This is a genomic window from Kiloniella spongiae (assembly GCF_001026905.1).
GTDB lineage: Bacteria > Pseudomonadota > Alphaproteobacteria > Kiloniellales > Kiloniellaceae > Kiloniella > Kiloniella spongiae.
Genome location: NZ_LAQL01000005.1, coordinates 197,036 through 218,888, shown reverse-complemented (window position 1 = coordinate 218,888; position 21,853 = coordinate 197,036). Strand labels below are relative to the sequence as shown.

Annotated in this window: 20 protein-coding genes; 9 read left to right on the top strand and 11 right to left on the bottom strand. The window is 43.4% G+C overall.

Annotated elements, in window-relative coordinates:
* Positions 1–292: 292 nt before the first annotated feature.
* Both WH96_RS08730 and WH96_RS08725 read left to right on the top strand, forming a co-directional pair.
* Positions 293–1,738 carry a sigma-54-dependent transcriptional regulator gene (locus WH96_RS08730; RefSeq protein WP_082130401.1) on the top strand — a complete coding sequence of 482 codons (1,446 nt, stop codon included), beginning with the start codon at positions 293–295 and terminating at the stop codon, positions 1,736–1,738.
* Entirely contained in the window at positions 1,731–3,815 is a 2,085-nt protein-coding gene (locus WH96_RS08725) for a sensor histidine kinase (protein ID WP_053005785.1), read from the top strand. Before WH96_RS08730 ends, WH96_RS08725 begins: the two co-directional genes overlap by 8 nt.
* 128 nt (positions 3,816–3,943) lie before the next feature.
* On the opposite strand, the gene WH96_RS08720 is transcribed toward WH96_RS08725, so the two are convergent.
* The 5 genes from WH96_RS08720 to WH96_RS08700 all read right to left on the bottom strand — a co-directional run bounded on the left by WH96_RS08720 (position 3,944) and on the right by WH96_RS08700 (position 9,254).
* Positions 3,944–5,314: a glutamine synthetase family protein gene (locus WH96_RS08720; RefSeq protein WP_047763770.1), complete on the bottom strand. Its 1,371-nt coding sequence runs from the start codon at positions 5,312–5,314 to the stop codon at positions 3,944–3,946.
* A gap of 76 nt (positions 5,315–5,390) precedes the next feature.
* Entirely contained in the window at positions 5,391–6,443 is a 1,053-nt protein-coding gene (locus tag WH96_RS08715; protein ID WP_047763769.1) for a twin-arginine translocation signal domain-containing protein, read from the bottom strand.
* A 147-nt stretch (positions 6,444–6,590) separates the two neighbouring features.
* Complete coding sequence (locus tag WH96_RS08710) at positions 6,591–7,910, bottom strand: TRAP transporter large permease (RefSeq protein ID WP_047763768.1); 1,320 nt, start codon at positions 7,908–7,910, stop codon at positions 6,591–6,593.
* On the bottom strand, positions 7,910–8,419 hold the full coding sequence (locus tag WH96_RS08705) for a TRAP transporter small permease subunit (protein WP_047763767.1): 510 nt from the start codon (positions 8,417–8,419) through the stop codon (positions 7,910–7,912). The genes WH96_RS08710 and WH96_RS08705 overlap by 1 nt, the downstream gene beginning before the upstream one ends.
* 1 nt (position 8,420) lies before the next feature.
* The gene (locus WH96_RS08700) at positions 8,421–9,254 is read right to left on the bottom strand and encodes an N-formylglutamate amidohydrolase (RefSeq protein WP_082130400.1); all 834 of its coding nucleotides are present in this window, start codon (positions 9,252–9,254) and stop codon (positions 8,421–8,423) included.
* 210 nt (positions 9,255–9,464) lie between these two features.
* Between WH96_RS08700 and WH96_RS08695 the strand changes: the two genes are divergently transcribed.
* Positions 9,465–10,340, top strand: coding sequence for a MurR/RpiR family transcriptional regulator (locus WH96_RS08695; RefSeq protein ID WP_047763766.1), 876 nt, complete (start codon positions 9,465–9,467; stop codon positions 10,338–10,340).
* Positions 10,341–10,389: 49 nt separating this feature from the next.
* Here WH96_RS08695 and cysE read toward each other — a convergent pair whose 3' ends face one another.
* Entirely contained in the window at positions 10,390–11,196 is an 807-nt protein-coding gene (gene cysE / locus WH96_RS08690) for a serine O-acetyltransferase (protein WP_047763765.1), read from the bottom strand.
* A gap of 245 nt (positions 11,197–11,441) precedes the next feature.
* Between cysE and WH96_RS08685 the strand changes: the two genes are divergently transcribed.
* The 3 genes from WH96_RS08685 (at position 11,442) to WH96_RS21305 (ending at position 15,177) form a co-directional block, all read left to right on the top strand.
* Positions 11,442–11,999 (top strand): GNAT family N-acetyltransferase, encoded by a 558-nt coding sequence (locus WH96_RS08685; RefSeq protein ID WP_053005784.1) that lies wholly within the window; start codon positions 11,442–11,444, stop codon positions 11,997–11,999.
* Between the two features lie 266 nt (positions 12,000–12,265).
* Entirely contained in the window at positions 12,266–13,225 is a 960-nt protein-coding gene (locus WH96_RS08680; protein WP_082130398.1) for a PhnD/SsuA/transferrin family substrate-binding protein, read from the top strand.
* Between the two features lie 8 nt (positions 13,226–13,233).
* Positions 13,234–15,177, top strand: coding sequence for an ATP-binding protein (locus WH96_RS21305; protein ID WP_053005783.1), 1,944 nt, complete (start codon positions 13,234–13,236; stop codon positions 15,175–15,177).
* A 72-nt stretch (positions 15,178–15,249) separates the two neighbouring features.
* Here WH96_RS21305 and tcyN read toward each other — a convergent pair whose 3' ends face one another.
* The 4 genes from tcyN to WH96_RS08655 all read right to left on the bottom strand — a co-directional run bounded on the left by tcyN (position 15,250) and on the right by WH96_RS08655 (position 18,714).
* The gene (gene tcyN, locus WH96_RS08670) at positions 15,250–16,023 is read right to left on the bottom strand and encodes an L-cystine ABC transporter ATP-binding protein TcyN (protein ID WP_047763763.1); all 774 of its coding nucleotides are present in this window, start codon (positions 16,021–16,023) and stop codon (positions 15,250–15,252) included.
* 1 nt (position 16,024) lies between these two features.
* On the bottom strand, positions 16,025–16,690 hold the full coding sequence (gene tcyL / locus WH96_RS08665; protein WP_047763762.1) for a cystine ABC transporter permease: 666 nt from the start codon (positions 16,688–16,690) through the stop codon (positions 16,025–16,027).
* 70 nt (positions 16,691–16,760) lie between these two features.
* A complete protein-coding gene (gene tcyJ, locus WH96_RS08660) occupies positions 16,761–17,567 on the bottom strand; it encodes a cystine ABC transporter substrate-binding protein (RefSeq protein WP_047763761.1) in 807 nt (268 codons plus the stop codon).
* 181 nt (positions 17,568–17,748) lie between these two features.
* Positions 17,749–18,714, bottom strand: a complete 966-nt coding sequence (locus tag WH96_RS08655; protein ID WP_047763760.1) for a LysR family transcriptional regulator — start codon at positions 18,712–18,714, stop codon at positions 17,749–17,751.
* Between the two features lie 305 nt (positions 18,715–19,019).
* On the opposite strand from WH96_RS08655, the gene WH96_RS08650 reads away from it, so the two are divergent.
* A complete protein-coding gene (locus tag WH96_RS08650) occupies positions 19,020–20,267 on the top strand; it encodes a threonine synthase (protein WP_047763759.1) in 1,248 nt (415 codons plus the stop codon).
* 57 nt (positions 20,268–20,324) lie between these two features.
* Here the strand turns inward: WH96_RS08650 and WH96_RS08645 are convergent, their stop codons facing one another.
* Positions 20,325–20,756, bottom strand: a complete 432-nt coding sequence (locus tag WH96_RS08645; RefSeq protein WP_047763758.1) for a GNAT family N-acetyltransferase — start codon at positions 20,754–20,756, stop codon at positions 20,325–20,327.
* Positions 20,757–20,908: 152 nt separating this feature from the next.
* On the opposite strand from WH96_RS08645, the gene WH96_RS08640 reads away from it, so the two are divergent.
* The gene (locus tag WH96_RS08640) at positions 20,909–21,292 is read left to right on the top strand and encodes a hypothetical protein (RefSeq protein WP_047763757.1); all 384 of its coding nucleotides are present in this window, start codon (positions 20,909–20,911) and stop codon (positions 21,290–21,292) included.
* Positions 21,293–21,378: 86 nt separating this feature from the next.
* Complete coding sequence (locus WH96_RS08635; RefSeq protein WP_156176755.1) at positions 21,379–21,768, top strand: hypothetical protein; 390 nt, start codon at positions 21,379–21,381, stop codon at positions 21,766–21,768.
* Positions 21,769–21,853 lie beyond the last annotated feature (85 nt).

The following is a 21,853-nucleotide window of genomic DNA, read 5'->3' as shown; positions in this document are numbered from 1 at the left end:
AGACTTTGATGTCGGGTAAAAGGGTTAATTTCAGCCACTTTTGTTTTATCTATGAAGTGATCGTGATAATGGAAAATGGGACGTTATGATGCGGTAAATTTACGAATAGAGACATTTTGTCCCAATAACGATTTTCTCTAATTCCACAAATACGATAACATTTAGTTCAGCTTGCTTTGGCTGAAGATGACAAGGGGCTGTAAAACCGCTAAAAATAAAGAAATTAGACTGCTTGGTACACTTATGAATACCGTTCAATAACGTCTAAAATTGTACAGGGAATTATGTGGCGATGTATTCAGTTCGGGAGAAAAACATTGATGATAGCGAAGGCGATGATCAATCTGTCCTTCGTACGAATACCGACACGAAAGACGAAGACAAAGCAACTTATTCTGTGCTTATTGTCGATGATGAAGCTGGTATTCGGGATTTTCTAGAGAGGTCGCTTCAAAAAACATATAGCCATGTAGTTGTCGCAGCCTCCGCAGAAGAAGCCGAAGAATTGAGGCAACAACATCATTTTGATCTTTTTATTGTCGATATTTGCCTTCCCGGGTGTTCTGGTGTTGATTGGCTCAAAAGCCTCGTCGAGCAAGATTGGCAGTCAGATGTGATTTTCATGACGGCCTTTGCGGATGTTGATAAAGCAATAGATGCTCTACGCCTTGGCGCGTCAGACTTTATTTTAAAGCCATTTCGTTTGGAGCAAATGATATCAACTGTAAAGCGATGCGTGGAAAAACGTCGCTTGGTGCGAGAGAATTTTGTTCTGCAAAGGCGCATAGATAATCTTTATTCTCCCGAAGGAATGATTGGTCAGAGCGCTTTGTTTCTTCAGCTTTGTCAGATGATTTCCCGCATAGCGCCAACACCTTCTGTTGTTTTGGTCGAAGGAGAAACGGGAACAGGAAAAGAGCTTGTTGCCAGTGCAATTCACAAAGAAAGCGGTAGAAAAGGTCCTTTTGTGCCGGTAAATTGTGGGGCGATTTCGCCTGAATTGATTGAATCTGAGCTTTTTGGACACTTAAAAGGTGCCTTTACAGGAGCGCAAAAGGCGCGGGACGGTCTGTTTTCCTATGCGGATGGCGGTACTTTATTTTTAGATGAAATATCTGAAATGCCACTGCTTATGCAGGCCAAGCTTTTAAGGGCTCTCGAAGAAAAATCTATTCGTCCGGTTGGAAGCGAGAGAGAGATTTCCGTTGATGTTCGTATTGTAGCGGCAACAAATCGTAGTCTGGAACAAGCAAAAGCAGAGGGAATGTTCCGAGAAGACCTGTTCTATCGCTTAAACGTGGTCAAACTGGCGATACCGCCTTTGCGAGATAGAAGGGAAGATATTAGTCCGTTGGTCCATCACTTCTCGCAAATGTTGGCACGGCAACTGGGAATGCAGGCGATACCTTTTGATCAGGCTGATTGGCTCGAGTTGGAGGCACATAGTTGGCCTGGGAATGTGAGAGAACTAAAAAATCTGGTCGAACGATGTTTGCTATTGGGCATGTTCCCCAAAGATATGTTGAAAACAGGAAATGATCAGGTAGAAAGCACTCTTGGTTATCCGACACACTGGAATTTGGAAACAATAGAGAGGGATCACATCGAAAAAGTGCTCGCTTTAATGGGGGGGAACAAGACACAGGCCGCTGAGAAGTTGGGTGTATCCCGTAAGACATTGACGCGAAAAATTCAATTTTGGCAAGAACTTGAAGATAAAGGTCTTAAAGGTGTTTAAGCGACTTTATGTGCTTATAACACGAAGCCTGCGGTATAAACTGTTACTTCTTGTACTGATGCCGGTCTTGATTGTGATGCCCACCGTTATTGGCATGGCGTACATTTGGAGTAACGAGATCAGTTATCGACAGCTCCTTATGAAGGTGACGGGTGACTTGTCTGTCGCCCATGAATCTTTTTTGCGTGCACAAAAAGGCTATCTAGCTAAGTTAGCCTTAATAGCTGAATCCCACTCTTTCCGGGTTGCTTTGGAAAATCAGGTATCGCCCCATGAGCAAACGTTAGCTATCAATCCGCTTTTAAAAGAATACAAGCGAAAAGAGGGATTTGATTTTCTTTACTTGGTTAATGAGGATGGCTGTAATTACTGGCAAGTGAGCCAATGTAATTTCAAAAAAAGTACGCTTCTTGAAAAGTCGTTAGAAGACGGATCTTCAACTGGTATAGAGATTTTCAGTGTAGAGGAGTTGGAAATCATTGACCCGGATTTGCCTAAAGAAGTGTATTTACCCTTGATACCAACACCCCGTGCCAAACCGACAGATCGTACGATTGAGAACCGTGGTATGGTGATACACAGTTATTACCCTATCCGTGATGATGATGGAAAAGTAGAAGCCTTTCTAGTCGGCGGTGTTTTAGTGAATAAGGACTTTGCCTTTGTTGATCGTTTGCGAGATATCGTTTACAGCAAAGGAAGTCTCGCGGATGATAGCTTGGGAACGATTACCGTTTTTCTTGAAGATGTTCGCATTAACACAAATGTTCCCCGACTTTTACAATCCCCTACAAAGCGTGCCTTGGGAACCAGAGTTTCAGAAGAAGTTCGGAACAAGGTTTTAGATCAGGGCGAGAGCTGGATTGATCGCGCTTTTGTGGTCAGTGAATGGTACGTTTCGGCTTATGAACCTATTGTCGATGTGAATGGGCAAAGAGTAGGCATGCTCTATGCTGGTTTTCTGGAAGCACCTTTCATTGATGTTTATCTGGAGGGGTTATTCAAGCTACTTTTCCTTTTTGTTGCCGTGACGTTGTTTTGTGTGGTGGGAGCTATGTTGGTGGCGCGTTCTATCTTCAAACCGATAGAAGCGATGGCCAACGTGATCTCTCGCGTGCAAAAAGGAGATGATCTTCGTATTGGATGGATTAAAGCGAAAGATGAAGTAGCAACGCTTGCCAATCAATTTGATGCCTTGTTGGACCAATTGCAATACCAGCGAGATCAAATTCAAGAAGGGGCTGATGAATTAGAACGAAAGGTTGATCAGAGAACATCTCAACTTCAGCAACGTACAAAAGCATTAGAGCGTAATATCAAACTGTTAGAGCGAACTAGGGAACAACTTGTCGCGAAAGAAAAGTTAGCGGCAATAGGCGAATTAACTGCAGGGATTGCGCATGAAATAAACAATCCTACTGCCGTTATTCTTGGCAATATGGATTTAATGACGGCAGAGCTTGGGGAGAATGCTTTCTGTGTCGAGCAGGAAACGCGTTTGATTATTCAGCAGGTGTATCGTATCCGTTCCATCATCAATAATCTTTTGCAGTATTCTAGGCCGTCTGATTTCCAAAACCATCCGATGCCAGTTGATATTAGTCAGGTTGTTGAAGACACGCTGGTACTGGTGCAACATGATTTAGACCGCAAGGAGATTTCTCTAAAGCTTGATTTGAAAGCAAAGCATAGAGTTGGCGGCAATCATCAACAGTTTCAGCAAGTGTTGATTAATCTGATTGTGAATGCGACGAATGCGACGGCAAAAAACGGAGTGATTACAATTCGAACCCGGGATTGGAAAGATAAAGGGGTTCTCTTGGTGGTGCGTGATACTGGATCTGGAATAACACCTGATATTTTACCCCGCATTTTTGATCCGTTTTATACGAGTTCTAATAGTGGTACAGGGCTCGGCCTTTCTGTCAGCTATGGTATTTTGCAACGCTTTCAGGCTGAAATAGAAGTTCGTTCCCGCCCCGGTTTTGGCAGCTGTTTTTACATCTGGTTTCGTAAAGATGCTGAAGATCAATCAATGAGCGGAGAAGAAAGAGATATCTTTGCTGATATCGCTTAAGTCTGAGCGAATATAATTGCGTAAAAAAAGCCCCCACTAATAAAAGTGAGGGCTTTGCGTCTGGTTTGCTTATTTTTTTTGGGAAGACGGCTTACTCAGACGCTTAAAGGGTGCTTGTGTTTACTTTCTTATGCGCGTTCGAAACCACGGGCGACTTCCCAGTCGGTGACGCGGCGATCAAACTCTTCCTGTTCCCATTCAGCGGCACGGGTGTAGTGATCAATCACATCATCCCCCATCGCAGCGCGGAGCATAGTTGATTCTTTCAAAGCGACAGCGGCACCACGAAGGGTGTTTGGAATAGACCGCGCGCTTTCGGATGCGTAAGCATCGCCCTTGAATTCAGCTTCAAGTTCACGCTTATTTTCAATACCATCAATACCTGCGGCCAAAAGGGCTGCCATTGCGAGGTATGGATTTAAATCGGAACCACCCACACGGCATTCAATACGAATAGCTTTGGTTGCTTCGCCACACAGGCGATAACCTGCGGTACGATTATCTTTACTCCAAATTGCTTTAGTTGGGGCAAAGGTGCCTTCGGCAAAGCGTTTATAGGAGTTGATGTAAGGGGCGAGGAAATAGGTCAGGTCGCTGGCGTTATGCAATAGGCCAGCAACATACTGGCGCATTAGCTCAGACATACCGTATTCACCGTTTGGATCGTGGAATAGTGCTTCTTTTCCATCTGCAGACCAAAGTGACTGGTGGACGTGGGAAGAGCTACCAGCTGCATCATTATGCCATTTGGCGAGGAAAGTGAGGGCTTTGCCTTTTTGCCAGGCAATTTCCTTGCAGCCATTCTTGATGAAAACATGGTTATCTGCTGAAATCAGGGCGTCGTCATACTTGACGTTGATCTCTTCCTGTCCGGCAGAAGCTTCGCCTTTTGAACATTCAACGACGATACCGGCATCATGCAATCCGTTCCGGATGGCGCGCATGACGTCTTCTTCTTTGGTCGTCTGGAAAATATGGTAATCTTCATTGTATTTTCCGAGCGTTTCCAAAGAGTGATAACCGTTTTTGTGTGCGTCTTCGAAAGAGTTTTCAAAAAGGAAAAATTCTAGTTCAGAGGCCATGTAGGCCTTCATCCCCATTGCTTCCAAGCGGGCGACCTGTTTCTTGAGAACGGCGCGGGGAGAATGTGGAACTTCTTCATGAGTGTGATGATCTAGCATATCGCACATGACAAAGGCAGTGCCTTCGAGCCATGGAACACGACGCAGAGTGCTCAGATCCGGTTTCATGGTGTAGTCGCCATAACCTGATTCCCAGCTGGTGGATTTATAACCCTCTACTGTTTCCATCTCCATATCAGTTGCGAGAAGATAGTTACAGCTGTGGGTTTCTTTGTGACCACCATTGACGAAGTAATCAGCATGGAACCTTTTGCCCATAAGGCGGCCCTGCATGTCGGCTTGACAGACAAGGACGGTATCAATCTTGCCGCTGGAGACGGCTTTTTTAAGATCTTCAAAGGAAAGATTGCCGGACATAGTTACACTCTTATTTTTAGATGTTTATAAAGGTGTCACAGCCCGATTGTCGGGCTGTGACATAATAAATATAGAATTAGCCGTAACGGTAAGGTTTACCAGCTTTTTCCATTGTTTTCGCGTACTTCTTGAGAATATCAACAACACGCTTTGAACGATCGCTCTGTTCTGCAATTTCATCCCAGAACTTGTAAGCTTCTGCTTCAACCGTTGCCCATTCTTCATCAGGAATTGTTGTAAGCTCAAGCTTCGTGCCTTCGGTACGTAGCTGTGCTTCGCCACCCCAATACCAGTGCTGACGGTAGTAGTGTGAGCTATCCATGCAGAGTTTGAAGAGTGTTTTGAGGTGCTCAGGTACTTCATTCCAACGGTCTTCGTTAGCAAAGAAAGAACCGCACCATGCACCAGAGATGTTGTTGGTGAGGAAGTAGTTTGTCACATCGGCCCAACCAACAGTGTAATCTTCGGTAATACCGGACCATGCGATACCATCAAGCTCACCTGTCTGCATCGCTACTTCGATATCTTCCCAAGGCAATGTTACAGGAACAACACCAAAACGGGAAAGGAAGCGACCAGCTGTCGGGAAGGTAAAGACACGCTTGCCTTTTAGATCTGCTAGGCTACGGATCGGGTCTTTGGTTGCGAAGTGACATGGATCCCATGCACCAGCAGACAGCCATTTAACGCCGTCGACTTCGTCATAAGCTTCTTCCCAGATTTCATTCAAACCGTACTGGTTGAAGAGAACTGGCACATCAAGGCTGTAACGTGTACCAAATGGGAAGTATCCACCAAAGACAGATACATCTACTGGTGCTGCAATTGAATCGTCATCACTCTGAACGGCATCAATTGTGCCTTTTTGCATGGCACGGAACAGCTCACCTGTTGGGACCAACTGGTCTGCATAGAACAGTTCGATAACCATTTCACCATTTGCCGCTTTGTTGAAAGCATCAATGGCTGGTTTGATTACGTGCTCACCCAAAGCAGGACCCGCATAGGTCTGCAGGCGCCATTTAATTGTGGATTGTGCGTGGACAGCAGGCGCTACCAAAGCGGATGCGCCAGCGGCACCAACGGTTGCCATACCAGCTTTTTTAAGAAAATCGCGTCTATTCGTCATCGTATAGATACTCCCTGTTTAAACTTATTAATATCCCGAGAAAGGCCCGGGCGGTTTAAGCTCTTTCACTTTATTCGTGTAGTTTAGTCTTCACTTTTTACTTATTTAACCTCCTGTCAAAAATCATACTTCCATCATCCCGTATCGTTAACCTTTGAAGTACTGAGGTAACCAAAGAGCGATTTCAGGGAATGACATAACAATCACTAATGCGAAAATCATGATCAGGACAAAAGGGATCACCGAGCGATAGATATCGACTAGTGAAATTTCAGGTGGCGCCATGGCCTTCATCAAGAAGAGGTTGTAACCGAAAGGCGGTGTCATATAGGCAACCTGAACTGTGATGGTATAGAGCACGCCATACCAAATAGGGTTAAAGCCAAGGCTGATAACGAGCGGAATATAAAGCGGCGCTACAATCACCAACATGGCGGTATCATCCAGGAACATTCCCATAACGATGTAGGAAAGTTGCATTAGGATAAGGATTTCCCAAGGGCTTAGGCCCCATTTTTCAAGAAAGAGACTTTCGATTGCCTTTACGGCACCAAGACCATCAAAGACTGCACCAAAAGCAAGAGCAGCGAGAATGATCCACATAAACATACAACTGATGCCCAGTGTTTGTCTTATTGTGGTTTCCAGGACTTTAAAAGTCAGTCGTTTTCTAAAGAGAGCGGCAAGCATTGCTGCTGTCGCGCCTACTGCTGAGCTTTCAACAAGACTGGTGACGCCTGCAACAAAAAATCCTGTCATAAATACAAAAATCAACAAGGGGAGGATCCCTGCTTTCAGCAGTGCGATCTTTTCGCCCAACGGCATCTGACGTTCTTCTTTTGGTAAAACGGGACCAAGTTCGGGCTGCAAACGGCATCTGACAACAATATAAACAACAAACATAGTTGCCAGCATTAAACCGGGAATAGCGCCGGCAAGCCATAGATCACTGACCGGTTGGCGAGCAATCATCCCGTAGAGAACAAGAACAACACTTGGTGGTACCAGAATACCAAGCGAACTTCCCGCTTGGATGACACCTGTAACCATTACCTTGTCATAACCGCGCCTTAGCATTTCAGGCAGGGCAATGGTTGCGCCGATTGCCATACCGGCAACTGACAGGCCGTTCATTGCAGAAATGAGAACCATAAGGCAGATCGTACCAATAGCGAGGCCGCCATGAAGAGGGCCCATCCAGACGTGGAACATTTTATAGAGGTCGCTGGCAATCCCTGATTCCGAGAGCATATAGCCCATGAAAACGAAAAGTGGCAATGTGAGTAGAGGATACCAACTCATTAGTTTTGAGGCAGCAGTAAACGGCATTTCTACGCCGCCTTCGCCCCATAGGAAAAGCGCTGCAACTGCGGCAACAAAACCGATAGCTCCAAAAACACGCTGGCCAGTTAACATCATGACCATCATGGTTGAGAACATCAGTAATGCGATCATTTCATAACTCATTACAGTGTAACTCCTCTGGCTTTGGCCAGATCTTTAAAGAAAGTTGCAGTTGCTTGTAAAAGCATAAGGAAGACGCCCAAGGTCATGAGGATTTTAATTGGCGCAAGTGGGTATTGAATCAGTGTTCGGGTCTTTTGCCCAACTTCTATTGTGTACATCGTGCTGGATACTGCGCCGTACAAAAGAATAACGAGGTAAAAGACCAGAAAAATAGAGGTAAAGGCGTCTGCCCGGGCTTTTCCTTTTTTAGACCAGCTACTGTAGAAGAGATCCATTCGCACGTGGGCATCTTCCTGCATGGAAAATCCTCCGCCAAGAAGGTAATACGCAGACATAAGGAACTGAGAAATCGTCACCACTGAATTGATGGGTGTATCAAACAGTGTTCTAGAAATAGAGGAATAGAGAAGTAACCCGATCATGACGAAGATGAGATGCATTGTAACCAGCCCTGTAAACCGGTTCAATGTATCGACCCCTTTGACGTAGGATTTTATTATATTGGGCATTTCAGTTTCCCAGGCTCGTTTGTTTGGTTATCGAAGCAGACTGGTTTTGTTGTTTGTCCAGAGCTTCTTTTGCTTTCCCAATGGCTTTGACCAAAAGGGATGCCATATTTTTTTGTGCATCCTGATCAGAAATCAGATCATTTCTAATTTCCAGCATAACATTCATCAATCCCCTTGGGAGGGCATGTTCAGTCAAGGTATGTGTAACGCCATCAACTGGGGCATAAGGTTCGTTCAGCCGTAAGTCATACTTTGTTGTCTCTGTCGCAAAAGACTGAATAAGCTGATCTGCAAAACGGCTGTCTTTATCATGCAAAAAACCAATTTCAACATCTCTTTTTTGCCCTTTATACACTGGCGTGAAAGAGTGAACCGTTATGACAACGGGTTTATGCATATCTGTTGTTTTGTGATCAAGGCATGTTCTTACAGCCTCTTTAAAAGGCTTGTAAATGTTGCTCGTTCTGTTGTTGCGCTCTTCTTGACTAAGGTTTGCGTTGCCAGGAATTTCAAATATTTCGCTTTGAAAAGGCATAGCATTCCGGGCTTCAGGTGGGCGATTACAGTCGTAAACCAATCTGGATACGCATTGTTCTACAAGTGGCGCGTCCAGCTGCTTCGAAAGTTGCTGTGCAACTGCCAGAGCGCCAGGGTCCCATGCGATATGCTGGTTTATCTCATCGTCACTGAGGCCAAGATTATTGTATTCAGCAGGAATATGGTTAGAGGCATGCTCGCAGATAATTACGTACTCTCCATCGCCTGAAAGATTGGTTGTTTTAACCACACTTTCAGGTGAAGAATTATCAACGGAATTTAATAACTCGTTCGACAAGAACCTTACCCCAGGTATTTTTTATTGCTTATTTTTGAAATTATATTTTCAGAATTAAGAAATAAGTCAAGATATTTTCTGAAAATATTTTTTCAGAAAAATTATAGGTGGAGAATTTTCTTCATTTGTGTTTAAAGTAGGTATTGATTATCAATCTATTGGTATAATTACAGGGTGCCGATAAAGTCACAGGTGGAATAGAAACTGAAAATGGGTACAAATCAGAATCTGACTGTTGCGGAACGAATTCGAAAACAATTCGACAGTTTGACCCGGGCAGAAAGACAGTTGGCTAACGCTATATTAGAAGATTACCCCGTTTCAGGTCTGGGAAGTATTACGGCTGTTTCCGAAAGTTCGGGCGTTTCGACACCAACAGTGGCGCGGATGGCAAAGAAACTTGGCTTTGGTGGGTTTCCTCAAATGCAGGCCCAATTGCACACCGAGCTTAAAGCTACAATTTCCAGTCCGATCGCCAAGCATGATCTGTGGTCCGAAAGTGCGCCGGATACACATATCCTTAACCGTTTTGCAGATGCCGTTTCCGAGAATATGCGACAGACGTTAAAACAGATCGACCCGGAAGAATTTAACGCCGTAATTGATCTACTGTCAGATCAGAAACGTGAAATTCATGTGGTTGGGGGGCGGATTACCCGTTCTATGGCAGACAATTTTTTCACCCACATGCAGGTGATGCGTTCGGGTGTTACGCTTGTTGCCCCAAATTCAAATACTTGGGCGCATTATGTTTTGAATATGAACGAAGGTGATATATTAGTTGCCTTTGATATCAGACGTTACGAACACGATATTCTTCGTCTCGCTGAGGTCGCCAAGTCCCGTGGCGTGACGCTGGTGCTCTTTACCGATCAATGGGGATCTCCGGCTGCGAAGCTGGCGACCTATAGCTTGAACTCACGTATTGAAGTGCCATCCGCCTGGGATTCACTAGTTGTCACGCTTTTCCTGGTGGAGGCTGTTATCGCAGGCGTGCAAGCGCAAACTTGGGACGAAACAAAGAGCCGAATGAAAACCCTGGAAGAGCTTTTTGATCAAACCAAGATGTTCAAAAAGTTTATTTGATCCCTAAAGTGCAGGTTCTGAATCATACCAATAGTGATTTCCTTAGAGGTCAGTCAATCTTTGGCAGGCTCTGATCCATTTCACGCGCAGGCTGTGGACAACAGCTACCAACGATTTTTGCGGGAACTCCTACTGCGGTGCAATGTGCTGGCACATCTTCCAGAACAACTGATGTTGCACCAACCTTTGCACCTCGACCAATCTCGATATTGCCAAGAATTTTGGCACCGGCGCAGATAAGGGCACCTTCGCGAATTTTAGGGTGCCGATCCCCTGTATCTTTACCCGTTCCGCCAAGTGTTACGTTCTGGAGTAGAGAGACATTGTCTTCAATGACAGTGGTTTCACCAATCACGACACCGGTACCATGATCAATCATGATACCCTTGCCAATTCTGGCTGCGGGATGGATATCCAGTCCGAATACTTCTGAAATACGGTTTTGTAAAAAGAGAGCAAGGGCCTGACGGTTATTATTCCATAGCCAATGGCCTAATCTATAGCACTGCAAAGCGTGAAAACCTTTGAAATAAAGTAGAGGCTCAAGATGTGATGTACAGGCGGGATCCCGTTCAAAAACAGCGACAATATCGGTTCTTATGGATTGGGAAATTGTAGGATCTGCGGAAAAAGCGTCTTCAAAAACCTGACCCAGGAGTTGCGCTGAGACAGAATTGTTTCCAAGCTTTTCTGACAGAAGAAACCCGATTGCTTCTTCCAAGCTGTTATGATTGAGCATTGTAGCCTGAAGAAATCCAGCCAAAACAGGTTCTTTCGTCAGCATTTCACTCGCTTCTTTACGAATATAAGACCAGATTAGATCTGTTGTTTGGGCTTGTTCAGCTACATAGGCCATTCTTTTTCCTTTTCTTGGATAGTTCAAAGAGTGCGAATATATCCAGAATTCATATTATACAATGATATAGGAAAGAAGGGGCATATTTTAAATGAAAATTTGTGATGATAGCCATTAGCGATATTTATTTCGATGATTGATAAATCATAGGGCAAAATGAAACGACTAGAGCAGGTAGAAATAATTTGTTATCAAAAATTTTAAATTTCGATGGCTACGCCGATTGCTTGAAAGATATATAAATCGTGACAATTTCATTTTTAAATTTTCTACCGCTTGAGACATCAAGATTACGTATTCGTCAGTATCAAGGTACAGATCTGGAACCGACAAGACGGATGAGCCAGGATCCAGAGTTGAGGAAATGGCTTCTGTCTGGTGTGTATAGCGATAAAGAGCATGAAGAGTATGTGAAAGTTAGCAGTACCAGCGATACCAAGGATTTTGTCGTTGAGGAGAAGGCTACAGGGTTGGTTATGGGCGAAATGACTTTTCATCGCTGGGAAGTTCAGAGAACCTGGGAGATGGGGTGGTTGATCTTGCCTGAATTTCAGGGGAAGGGATATGCGAGTGAAGCTGCAAAGTCGCTATTGAAAGTTGGATTTGAACAAATGGAACTTCACAGGATTGTTGCAATGGCTCATCCTGAAAACTCAGCATCCTGGCGTTTGATGGAGAAAATTGGTATGCGCAAAGAAGGCGCTTATTTGCAGAGCATCCCAAGGCCAGATAGTACCTGGTGGGATGGGGTTTCTTATGCCATTTTAGCCAGTGAGTACAAAGCTCAAACGAAAAATCAATAAGTGCAGGGACTATTGTTTTTCCGTGGTTTTTTCACGTTTGGGGGCTGAAAAAGCTCTTCGGCCGGGGCTTCTTCTACAATCTGACCGTCGGCCATGAAGATGATGCGGTCTGCTACATAACGGGCAAAAGCCAATTGATGGGAATGATAGTCAATGTGATTTCTCTAGTTTTATAAATTTTTTATAACATCAGTAATTTTTGGGAAAGTACGGATAAAGCTCATTTGTAACTGTTTTTTTCAATCATAAATTAATGATTTTACCTCATGGTTGAGTCATTGTTTACTGAGCGGAGATTTAACTTGATGACGTCACGGATACAGGCTTGCTGCCGTTTTACTTTCATCTTGTTGGTAATGTTCGCTGGTCCCACGTTTTCAGCAAATAGTGGCACGCTCAGCATTGGAACGATCAGTTCAGAACCTGTGGGTGATATTAAAACTTTTACACCCTTTGCAAATTATCTTGCTGAAGAATTAATTGATGATGGCGTTGACGGTATCAAGGTCGTGATCGCACCTGATATTAATCAAATGGTCGCAATGTTGAAGCAAAAGGAAATCGATCTTTTTATTGATAGCTCTATAACAGCTTCGATTGTCAACAAATTGTCAGGTTCCGAATTCATGCTTCGACGCTGGAAAAAAGGACGGGCTAAATATCGGAGTGTTGTTTTTGTAGCAGAGAATAGTGATATTCAGCAGATCAATGATTTGCAGGGCAAGATTATTGCTTTTGAAGAGCCCTTTTCAACGTCGGGGTATGTCCTTCCAGCTTTGGCAATATTGCAATCTCAAAATGTACTTCATCAGTTAGATCGCCTCAGTTCTGCCCCCATCGCAGACGAGATAGGGTTTGTTATGGCTTATGATAGTGAAACTCAAATAGTGTGGCTTGAACGTGATTTGGTTGCTGCCGCTGCAATGTCTGAAGATGACTATCTGGAATATGCTCAGAGTGCAATGATACCTATGAGAGTGCTGCATACAACATCTTATGTTCCATATCATGTTGTCGTTCACCGTGCAGGGCTTGATCCAATTTTGATTAAACGTATCAAGCAAGTATTGAAGACTGCTCACGATGATAGGAAAGGAGCTGACGTTCTAAAACACTTTGAGAGAACAACAAAGTTTGACGAAATTCCGGATGATTTATTGCAGGAGATTAAAAGATTTGATCCTTATTTGGGGGATGTTCCCATTGGTGGGGAAATAGGACAATAGAGCAGGGAATGAAGTTTGGACTTAAAAATAAAATAATCCTGTTTGCGTCCATTTTGGTTGTATCCATTGCGTTCGCCCTTTTTTCCATTACCTATTATAATGAAAAAGTGTCAAATAAGGAAGCAAGCCTGACAAGGCTTTCGCACATATTACAGCGAACAATACTGACCGTTGAAAATTCAATATACACGTTAAATATACGCGAGATTCGTTCCAGTGTATCAGCCAGCCTGCAACACGATCATATTGATATTATTCTTGTTTTGGACAAAGAGGGACGTGTTCTGACTAATGGGTTGCGACAGAATGATTTACGGAACAAAATCCCGGAACATGTCCCCCTGATTACAGCCTTGCTTTCCGAAAAAAAGGAAATCTCGGTTGAAGATGATGAATATTTGTGGATCGCTGGGCCAGTGACCCTTACTGACAAAGTAAATCTGGGGTATGTCATCTTTGGTGTTGGTCAGAACAAGTTGAATCTTTCCTTGGAAACATCACTTCGTAACCAGGTTATTGTGCTTATACCCGCTTTGATTTTAAGCGTTTTTGCCGCTTTTGTTTTCGCCTCCAAACTAACACGTCCCTTGAATGAGTTGTCTGGAGTAGCTGAATTAATCGGGAGTGGTGATTTCTCTAAAAGGTTTGAATACGAAGGGAGGGATGAAATTGGAGAGTTATCAACATCGATTAACAAAATGGCTGATAATCTGTCCAAAATAACAGTTTCTCGAGATGAAATGCAGGCGGTGGCAGAACGTGAAAGTGTGCTGAAGGATCAGGCTGAGTCCGCAAACAAAGCGAAATCAGATTTTTTGGCAACAATGAGCCATGAAATCAGAACGCCTCTAAATGGTGTTCTAGGGATGGCGCAGTTATTAAAAAACAGCCAACTGGATCATGATCAGCAAAGTAAAATAGAAACAATTCTGTCTTCTGGACAATCGTTGCAAGAGATAATTAATAATGTTCTGGATATGAGCAAGATTGAAGCTGGTAACCTGGAACTAGAGGCAACTGTTTTTAATTTACGGGAATTAGCGTTGACTGTTACTGCGCCATTTGAGGCGATGGGAGCTGGGGAAGAGGTTGACGTTATTGTTAATATCGAAGTGGATCAATCTACCTTGATCAAAGGGGATCGAACTCGATTGAACCAGATTATACTCAACCTGATGAGCAATGCTTTCAAGTTCACTCTGCAAGGGAAGATTTGTTTTTCCATTTCTCAACTGAAGATAGATGATCCTGAGGCTGTTGATAATGCGGCATGTACGTTAAAAATAATTGTTGAAGATACGGGCAAAGGTATTGCAGCGGATAGGGTCGCAACAATTTTTGATGCCTTTGTTCAAGAGGATACTTCTATTACTCGGAAATTTGGAGGTTCAGGTCTTGGCCTCTCAATTGTTAAGAATTTATTGGACCTTATGGAGGGGAACATATCTGTTGTTAGTGAGGAAGGGACAGGAACCAAATTCCAACTCTTGATACCTTTTGAATCCCCTACAATAAAAGAGGCGGAGAACTATAACGCAAAGAATAAACCTGTTGAGAAGGTACGTGATGAAAAGCTGCAAATATTACTGGCAGAAGATAACATGGTAAATGCCGTTATTGCGAAGGCTTTTCTCAAAAAATTTGGCCATGATGTTGAGCACGTTGAAAATGGGCAACTTGCAGTAAATGCAATAAAAAAGAAGGAATATGATTTGGTTCTTATGGATATCCATATGCCAGAAATGGATGGGGTGGAGGCAACTGTGATTATTCGTAAGTCAAAAGGTTCTGATGTGCTACCAATCATCGGTGTGACTGCAGAAGCCTTTGCTGATCGTCACCGGGAATTCAAAAGCTCTGGTATGAACGATATCCTCACAAAACCCTTTACTGAGCAACAGCTTGCTTCCGTTCTTTCCGATTACGGACACTCTACGGTTGATGGTTCGTAATAGAGGGGGCGCTTATTTAATTCTAAGCTGTGAATATAAAGTGCTGATAAAGCACTTCAGTGCAAAATTGAGTTATTGCTTCTCAAGTATTTTCTTCAGAAACTTCTTGGTTCTTTCGCGTTTGGGGGCCGAGAAAAGCTCATCGGCCGAGGCTTCTTCTACAATTTGACCGTCAGCCATGAAGATGACGCGATCTGCTACGTCGCGGGCAAAGGCCATTTCGTGAGTAACAATGACCATTGTTCTTTCTTCACTCGCGAGCTCTTTCATTACCCCAAGAACTTCGCCAACCAATTCCGGGTCAAGAGCTGATGTGGGTTCGTCAAACAAGATTACATCTGGTTCCATAGCCAGAGCGCGAGCTATGGCGACCCTTTGCTGTTGCCCGCCAGACAGGGCCGAAGGATAGGCGTCTTCCTTGTTTGCCAAACCCACTTTTTTCAAAAGTTTACGAGCTTTTTTCTCGGCAGAAGCTGGCTCTTCACCCTTCACAATGACCGGGCCTTCGGTAATATTTTCCAGAACTGTTCTGTGCGGGAAAAGGTTAAAGTTCTGGAAGACAAATCCAGCGGATTTTCTTAAGGCACGGATGGCCTTTTTTTGTTTCTTCAGATCCTGCGATGCATCAACTGTAGTGTTGGCTATCCGAATGTTACCATCATTTGGAGCCTCTAGAAAATTGAGGCAACGTAACAAAGTTGTTTTGCCTGAACCACTAGGTCCAATAATGGCCAGAACTTCTCCCTTATGAACATTCAAATCAATGTCAGAGAGAACATGGTTGTTATCAAAGGATTTTTTCAGGCCTTTGACGGCGATCATTGTCTCTTTGTTATTACTATCCATCTTAATTTGCTCTCAAATGACGGTTTGATCTTTGTTCCATTTTGCTTTGCAGTCGGGACAGAATGATGCAGAGGATCCAGTAGATGGCAGCTGCACTGAGATACATGGCGAACACTTCGTAGGTTCTGGCTGAAATGAGTTGTGCCTGACGGAATAACTCTGGCACCTGTATAGTTGCTGCAATCGCCGTATCTTTTATGAGGCTGAGGAATGTGTTGCCAAGGGCCGGTAAAGCGACACGGATTGCTTGTGGCAAGATGGACCGCCTCATTGCCTGTGCCGGTGTCATGCCAATGGAATAGGCTGCTTCCCAGTGGCTTTTATCAACTGACTGGATTGCACCTCGTAAAATTTCCCCAGTGTAACCGCCAACGTTCAAGCTAAGACCAAGAAGAGCCGCTGGAATTGGGTCCAGTCTGATGCCAAATTCAGGTAATCCGTAATAAATAAGAAAAAGTTGAACGATAAGTGGTGTTCCCCGGATAAAGGAAATGAAGAACATTGCTGGCCAACGAATTAATCTCGTGGGCGAGAGGTGCATAAACGCGATAAGAAATCCCAGACTTAACCCGAGGATCATTGATCCTGCACTGAGGCCAATGGTAAAGGCTGCTCCCTTCATCAAGAAGGGAGCAGATTTCAGGATAAGGTCGACGATTACATCCATGAATTTACCAATATTGTTTATTCAGTTTCGGGGTTGTGGTGTCGAGTTAAGTCTGGTGTAGCTTCTGAGTTTATTTGGTTGCGTCTAACTTGAACCATTTTTGGGAAATTTTTGCGAGTGTACCATCTGCGCGTAATTCATCTAATGCTTTATTCAAAGCATCAAGAAGATCCGCGTTACTTTTACGCAGTGCGATACCCATGCGCTGCTTGTCAAATGGCTCACCTGCAGCAACAATTCGACCGCCAGAGTTTTCAAGCAGATATGTTGCTGCCAAACGATCGTTTAGAAAGGCATCAAGACGTCCCACGAGAAGATCCTGTAGCTTTGTTGCATTATCGTCATAGGTAGAAACATTTGCTTCTGGTACGTTCTGGGTTAACCACTCTTCGTAGTTACTGCCCAATCCTACACCAACATCTTTACCTGACAGATCCGCGGGGCTGTTGAAATCGGCTTGTTTGTCTTCACGGGTGATAACCTGGATACCTGATACAGTATAGGGCTGCGTGAAGTCATATTTCTTTTGACGCTCTTCGGTGATTGTTACCTGATTGGTGATGATATCAAAGCGCTTGGTTTCCAGACCGGCAAGCATGCCACCCCATTTTGTTGGAACGAATTCTGCATTTACGCCGATACGTTCTGCAACTGCTTTGGCAACATCAACTTCAAAACCAACCAGTTCGCCATTTTCATCCTGATAGTTGAAAGGAGGATAAGTGGCCTCTAGGCCAATTAAAATTGTGCCTCGGCCTTTGATTGTTGATAACAGCTTTTCGTCTGATTCTGCGTTAGCAGTAGTAAAGGATAGGCCAAATGCCGCAGCGGCAAAAGTTGCAGCAGAAAGAATTTTTTTGAAATTTATATAGCTCATGATGATTCGCTTGTTTTTGACTAATAAAGTTTGGTTGAAACTGATATGTACTATGCAAATATGTATTTCAAGCTATTTAACACTTCGTAATGTGAATATCTGATATTCACTAATTTTAAGTGTTAAATAAAAAATTCTCGCAAGGAAACTCTATTTTTGAATTATCATTCACAAGATAAAACTACCCGTAGAACGTTATATCTTCGATAGTATCTGGAAGAGAGGGCTTTAAAAGAGCTTTTGTTGATTGTTGCAAATGCATAATGGCTTTCTTTGCCAATTCCGAGGGAAGGTCCCCAAGTTCGTGTTCTCGCGCAACCAGTGAAATCGTACGGTAGAGCGGTGTAAAAGGTAGTGGTCTAATAGATACTCCTTGAAGGAAATGACGGCTTTCAAGTAAGCCGGTGGGCGTTGTTATTGCCCATCCTGCCCCTGCGGCAATCATAGGCATGATAGATCGCGTTGTGTCTAGTTCATAGCGGTAAGATGGTCTTATTTTAAGTCTTCTCAAATGCTGTTCTATTAACCGACTGACGGGTAGTCTTGGACTGAAGCGAATAAAGGGCAATCCAGATGTTTCAATTTGGTTATTCGTGAATGTGACGGGCTTGTTCTTGGGATAAGCCAAGACAAAAGGCTCTTTATAAAGCGGGTAGCGTTCCATCCTGTCGATATCATCCATTGGATCCATTGTGATGATAATATCCGTTTTTCGATTAAGGAGGGCTTCTCTGTGATCGTCGGTTTGGCCACTGGTGATTGTAACACTGCCTTTTGGATAAAGTTCCCCGACGCATTGGGTTAATTCAGGGATTAATGTGTCAGCAAGTGTATCAATAACAGAAATTCTGACTTTCTTTAGGGGGGCGGTATCAAGATTATGTAAGGTACCCCACATACTAGTGACAGCTTCGAGTACCCGTAGAGCATGTTGATAATATACGTGACCAGCAGGGGTGAGTGTTATTGGTCGGATTGATCTGTCAAACAGGACAGTTGAAAATAAATTCTCTTGTTGGGTAATGTGCTGGGAAATTGAGGATTGCGTCATACCAAGGTGCTGTGAAGCTTTTGACATACTTTCTTTTTCAACCACAGTCACAAAAATTTCCAGGGCTCTTAAGTTTAATCCTTTGGTGATTTCCATCTTTTCAAGCCCTCATTGCGTTGTCATTGAATGTTAAGCTTTCATAGCAAAAAATTCAAAATTATTAAATATAATGTAGTTACGTGTTGAGGTGTGAGCGGGAGTGATAAATTATGTTAGATATTGATTCTAAATATTATTTTTGAAAATTTCATATAGGCTGAATTTCTATTTTTAAAAAAAATGAATTTATCTATTAATTATATTTACAAAAGCGGAAAGGGTTAGGCTTTCTCGTCATGTCTTGGCATGATTAACGTCGATAAATACAATTTTGATTAGTTAGCTAGATGTCAGGAAAAGCGATGCCGCAAAAGTCTTCATTTGATCCCGCAATTATGAATGAATTTCCAAACTTTGTTACGCACCTTGAATGCTCTTACACGGGTGAAAGGCTTGAAGCAGATCAGCTGCATGGGCTTTCACCCGTGGGAAAACCTATTCTGGTCCGCTATGATCTCGAAGCTTTAGGCAAATCCGTTTCCAAAAAAGATCTGGGACAAAGACCTGGGGGATTTTGGCGCTATCGGGAATTTCTGCCAGTGCGTCAGGCGAAGAATGTTGTAAGCCTTGGTGAGGTTATGACGCCACTGCTCTCTTTACCCAGCCTAGCAGGAAAAGGAGGTGAACTCATTGTAAAGGATGAGGGGCGCCTTCCGACCGGGTCTTTCAAGGCACGGGGATTGGCGCTGGCTGTCTCTATGGCAAAAGAGCTTGGGGTAAATCGCCTTGCTATGCCTACAAATGGTAATGCTGGGGCGGCGATGGCTGCTTATGCAACCCGGGCAGGAATGGAAACCACAATTTTTTGCCCTGATGATACTCCTGAAGTTAATGTATCGGAGATTGAGTATCAGGGTGGTAAGGTTTATCGCGTTAACGGGTTGATCAATGACTGTGGTAAAATCGTTGGCGAAGGCAAAGAGGCGACTGGATGGTTTGATTGTTCAACCTTGAAAGAACCTTATCGTATTGAAGGCAAAAAGACGATGGGGCTAGAGCTTGCTGAACAACTGGGTTGGAATGTTCCTGATGTTATCTTTTACCCGACTGGTGGTGGCACTGGCCTCATTGGTATGTGGAAAGCTTTTGATGAGTTAGAAGCTATTGGTTGGATTGGATCTAAACGACCCAAAATGGTGGCTGTACAATCCACCGGCTGTGCGCCTATTGTCAAGGCGTATGAAGACGGTGAAGAGCATGCTCCTTTGTGGGAAAATGCCTATACCCATGCGTCTGGTATTCGTGTGCCTGTGGCTGTCGGTGACTTCTTGATACTAAGAGCTGTGCGCGAAAGCGGCGGCTTTGCTATTGCTGTTACAGACGAGGCAATCACGCAATCCCAAGCAGAAGTTGCGCAAAAGGAAGGTGTCTTGCTTTGCCCTGAAGGGGCTGCAACCTATGCGGCTTATAAGCAATCATTGGTCGATGGCCGGATTAAAGAAACAGATCAGGCCGTCCTTTATAATTGTGCAACCGGATTAAAATATCCAATGCCGCCGATTTCCCGCACATTGGACAAGAACCAACCCATAGATTATTCGAAAATTTAAGTACGATAGTATTTTAAAAAGGAGAGCAGAATCTCTAGCTCTCCTTTATCATTTACGTCAAGCATTGGTACTATCCGAAGAAGTGTAAGAGTAGAGATGAACATCCTCTCTTAATTGCCAACCTTTTGATTGCCAGAAAGAGTTGGCAATTCCATTATTCTTGAAGACAAAAATATGGGTTTTATTAATCCCTATTCTACTAAGGTTTGAAAGGCATGCGGTAAACAGTTTTTCACCCAAACCCATTTTTCTATAATTCGGCTTTACGATGAGGTGTTGAAGATACCCCCTGCGCCCATCGTGACCACACATGACGCACGCTATAATCTCTTTTCCTTCTTCGATAACAAAATTAAGTCCGGGATTGCGTTCAAGGTATCGCGTGGTTGCATCATATGTGTCTGCATCGCGCAAAGCAACGCCAGGGGTGGCTTTGAAAAGGGTTATGAGATCGGGATGATCGGACGGTAACATTTGGCGTAAATTCATCACAATTCAATATATTTCAAAAAGTTATAGAAAATTCCTGAGAGTTTGCATCTTGTTAATATTATTAGAATAAACAATTTTTAGGTTTTTCCTATGTTTTGTTTATTGAGTATTGGTTGCGTGCGTATTGGTCGCGTAGATAGGGGAGTAAGTTGGGGGCAATTATTAAAATGGGAGCAACGTTGTTTGTTTCTTTGTTTCTCTGGGGATGTGAGGAAAATAGCGATGCTTTTGATATGAAAATGACGGGTTTGAGTAAAACAAGTGTGGGGGTGAAAAATCTGGATACTCGAAAGCTTGAAGGGTGTGTTGTACTTCTTAATGGTGCAAGCGGGTTTTGGCATGAGCCTGAGCGATCCGAGTTTAAGAAAGGGGAAAGTCGTACTTTTTCTCTTGCCCGGTTTTACAGTGTAAGTAAACGCCAATTTGATTATAAAGTTGATACAATTTCGCGTATCTCGGTGGATTGCAAAAAGCCTCGGGGGGCTGCATTGGTTTTTGAAACCAATCAAGGGACCCTAGGTTTTTTGAAGTAAGTTACAGCAGTCAGATTTGTAATTAATCGAAGGTTAGCTTTGTTATCGTACAGTATAAGGACTTTGTGTGCTTGTGGTGTGAAAGAATGAAGATGACCCCGTTACGACAACTCTGTATTTGGCTCTTGCCTAGTTTATTTCTTGTGGGTTGCGATGAAATGGCAGGTGATTTTGATATGGAACTGGTGTCGCTTAATCGTTCGAGTGTTGTTATTAAAAGTACGAACAAGGGCTTACTTTCTGACTGTGTTGTTCTCATTAACGGTGTTGGCGGTTTTTGGTACGAACCGGAACGAGTAGATTTTAAAAAGGGACAAAGCCGTAGCTTTGTTCTTTCCCAGTTTTTTAGTTCAACAAAACGGCAGTTCAACTATCAGATTGATAGTGTTTCACAGATAGCAGTGAATTGCGCGCAGCCTTCAGGGACTGCAGTTGTCTTTGAAAAAAATCAAAGTTTCGGTGGTTTCCTTAAATAAAGGTACTTTTTCTAAGTCAGATTTTTCACTAAATTGTGAGAAGAAGACATTGTTACTTGCTTGATGGGTTCTCTTCCAACTGTTT

What these genes read in the sequence shown, in the direction of transcription:
- WH96_RS08695 (WP_047763766.1), top strand. Translation starts at nt 9,465, where the DNA reads ATGGGTACAAATCAGAATCTGACTGTTGCGGAACGAATTCGAAAACAA.
- WH96_RS08705 (WP_047763767.1), bottom strand. Translation starts at nt 8,419, where the DNA reads ATGCCCAATATAATAAAATCCTACGTCAAAGGGGTCGATACATTGAAC.
- tcyN (WP_047763763.1), bottom strand. Translation starts at nt 16,023, where the DNA reads ATGGATAGTAATAACAAAGAGACAATGATCGCCGTCAAAGGCCTGAAA.
- WH96_RS08730 (WP_082130401.1), top strand. Translation starts at nt 293, where the DNA reads ATGTATTCAGTTCGGGAGAAAAACATTGATGATAGCGAAGGCGATGAT.
- WH96_RS21305 (WP_053005783.1), top strand. Translation starts at nt 13,234, where the DNA reads ATGAAGTTTGGACTTAAAAATAAAATAATCCTGTTTGCGTCCATTTTG.
- WH96_RS08720 (WP_047763770.1), bottom strand. Translation starts at nt 5,314, where the DNA reads ATGTCCGGCAATCTTTCCTTTGAAGATCTTAAAAAAGCCGTCTCCAGC.
- WH96_RS08635 (WP_156176755.1), top strand. Translation starts at nt 21,379, where the DNA reads ATGAAGATGACCCCGTTACGACAACTCTGTATTTGGCTCTTGCCTAGT.
- tcyL (WP_047763762.1), bottom strand. Translation starts at nt 16,690, where the DNA reads ATGGATGTAATCGTCGACCTTATCCTGAAATCTGCTCCCTTCTTGATG.
- tcyJ (WP_047763761.1), bottom strand. Translation starts at nt 17,567, where the DNA reads ATGAGCTATATAAATTTCAAAAAAATTCTTTCTGCTGCAACTTTTGCC.
- WH96_RS08680 (WP_082130398.1), top strand. Translation starts at nt 12,266, where the DNA reads ATGGTTGAGTCATTGTTTACTGAGCGGAGATTTAACTTGATGACGTCA.
- WH96_RS08645 (WP_047763758.1), bottom strand. Translation starts at nt 20,756, where the DNA reads ATGAATTTACGCCAAATGTTACCGTCCGATCATCCCGATCTCATAACC.
- WH96_RS08650 (WP_047763759.1), top strand. Translation starts at nt 19,020, where the DNA reads ATGCCGCAAAAGTCTTCATTTGATCCCGCAATTATGAATGAATTTCCA.
- WH96_RS08710 (WP_047763768.1), bottom strand. Translation starts at nt 7,910, where the DNA reads ATGAGTTATGAAATGATCGCATTACTGATGTTCTCAACCATGATGGTC.
- WH96_RS08655 (WP_047763760.1), bottom strand. Translation starts at nt 18,714, where the DNA reads ATGGAAATCACCAAAGGATTAAACTTAAGAGCCCTGGAAATTTTTGTG.
- WH96_RS08715 (WP_047763769.1), bottom strand. Translation starts at nt 6,443, where the DNA reads ATGACGAATAGACGCGATTTTCTTAAAAAAGCTGGTATGGCAACCGTT.
- cysE (WP_047763765.1), bottom strand. Translation starts at nt 11,196, where the DNA reads ATGGCCTATGTAGCTGAACAAGCCCAAACAACAGATCTAATCTGGTCT.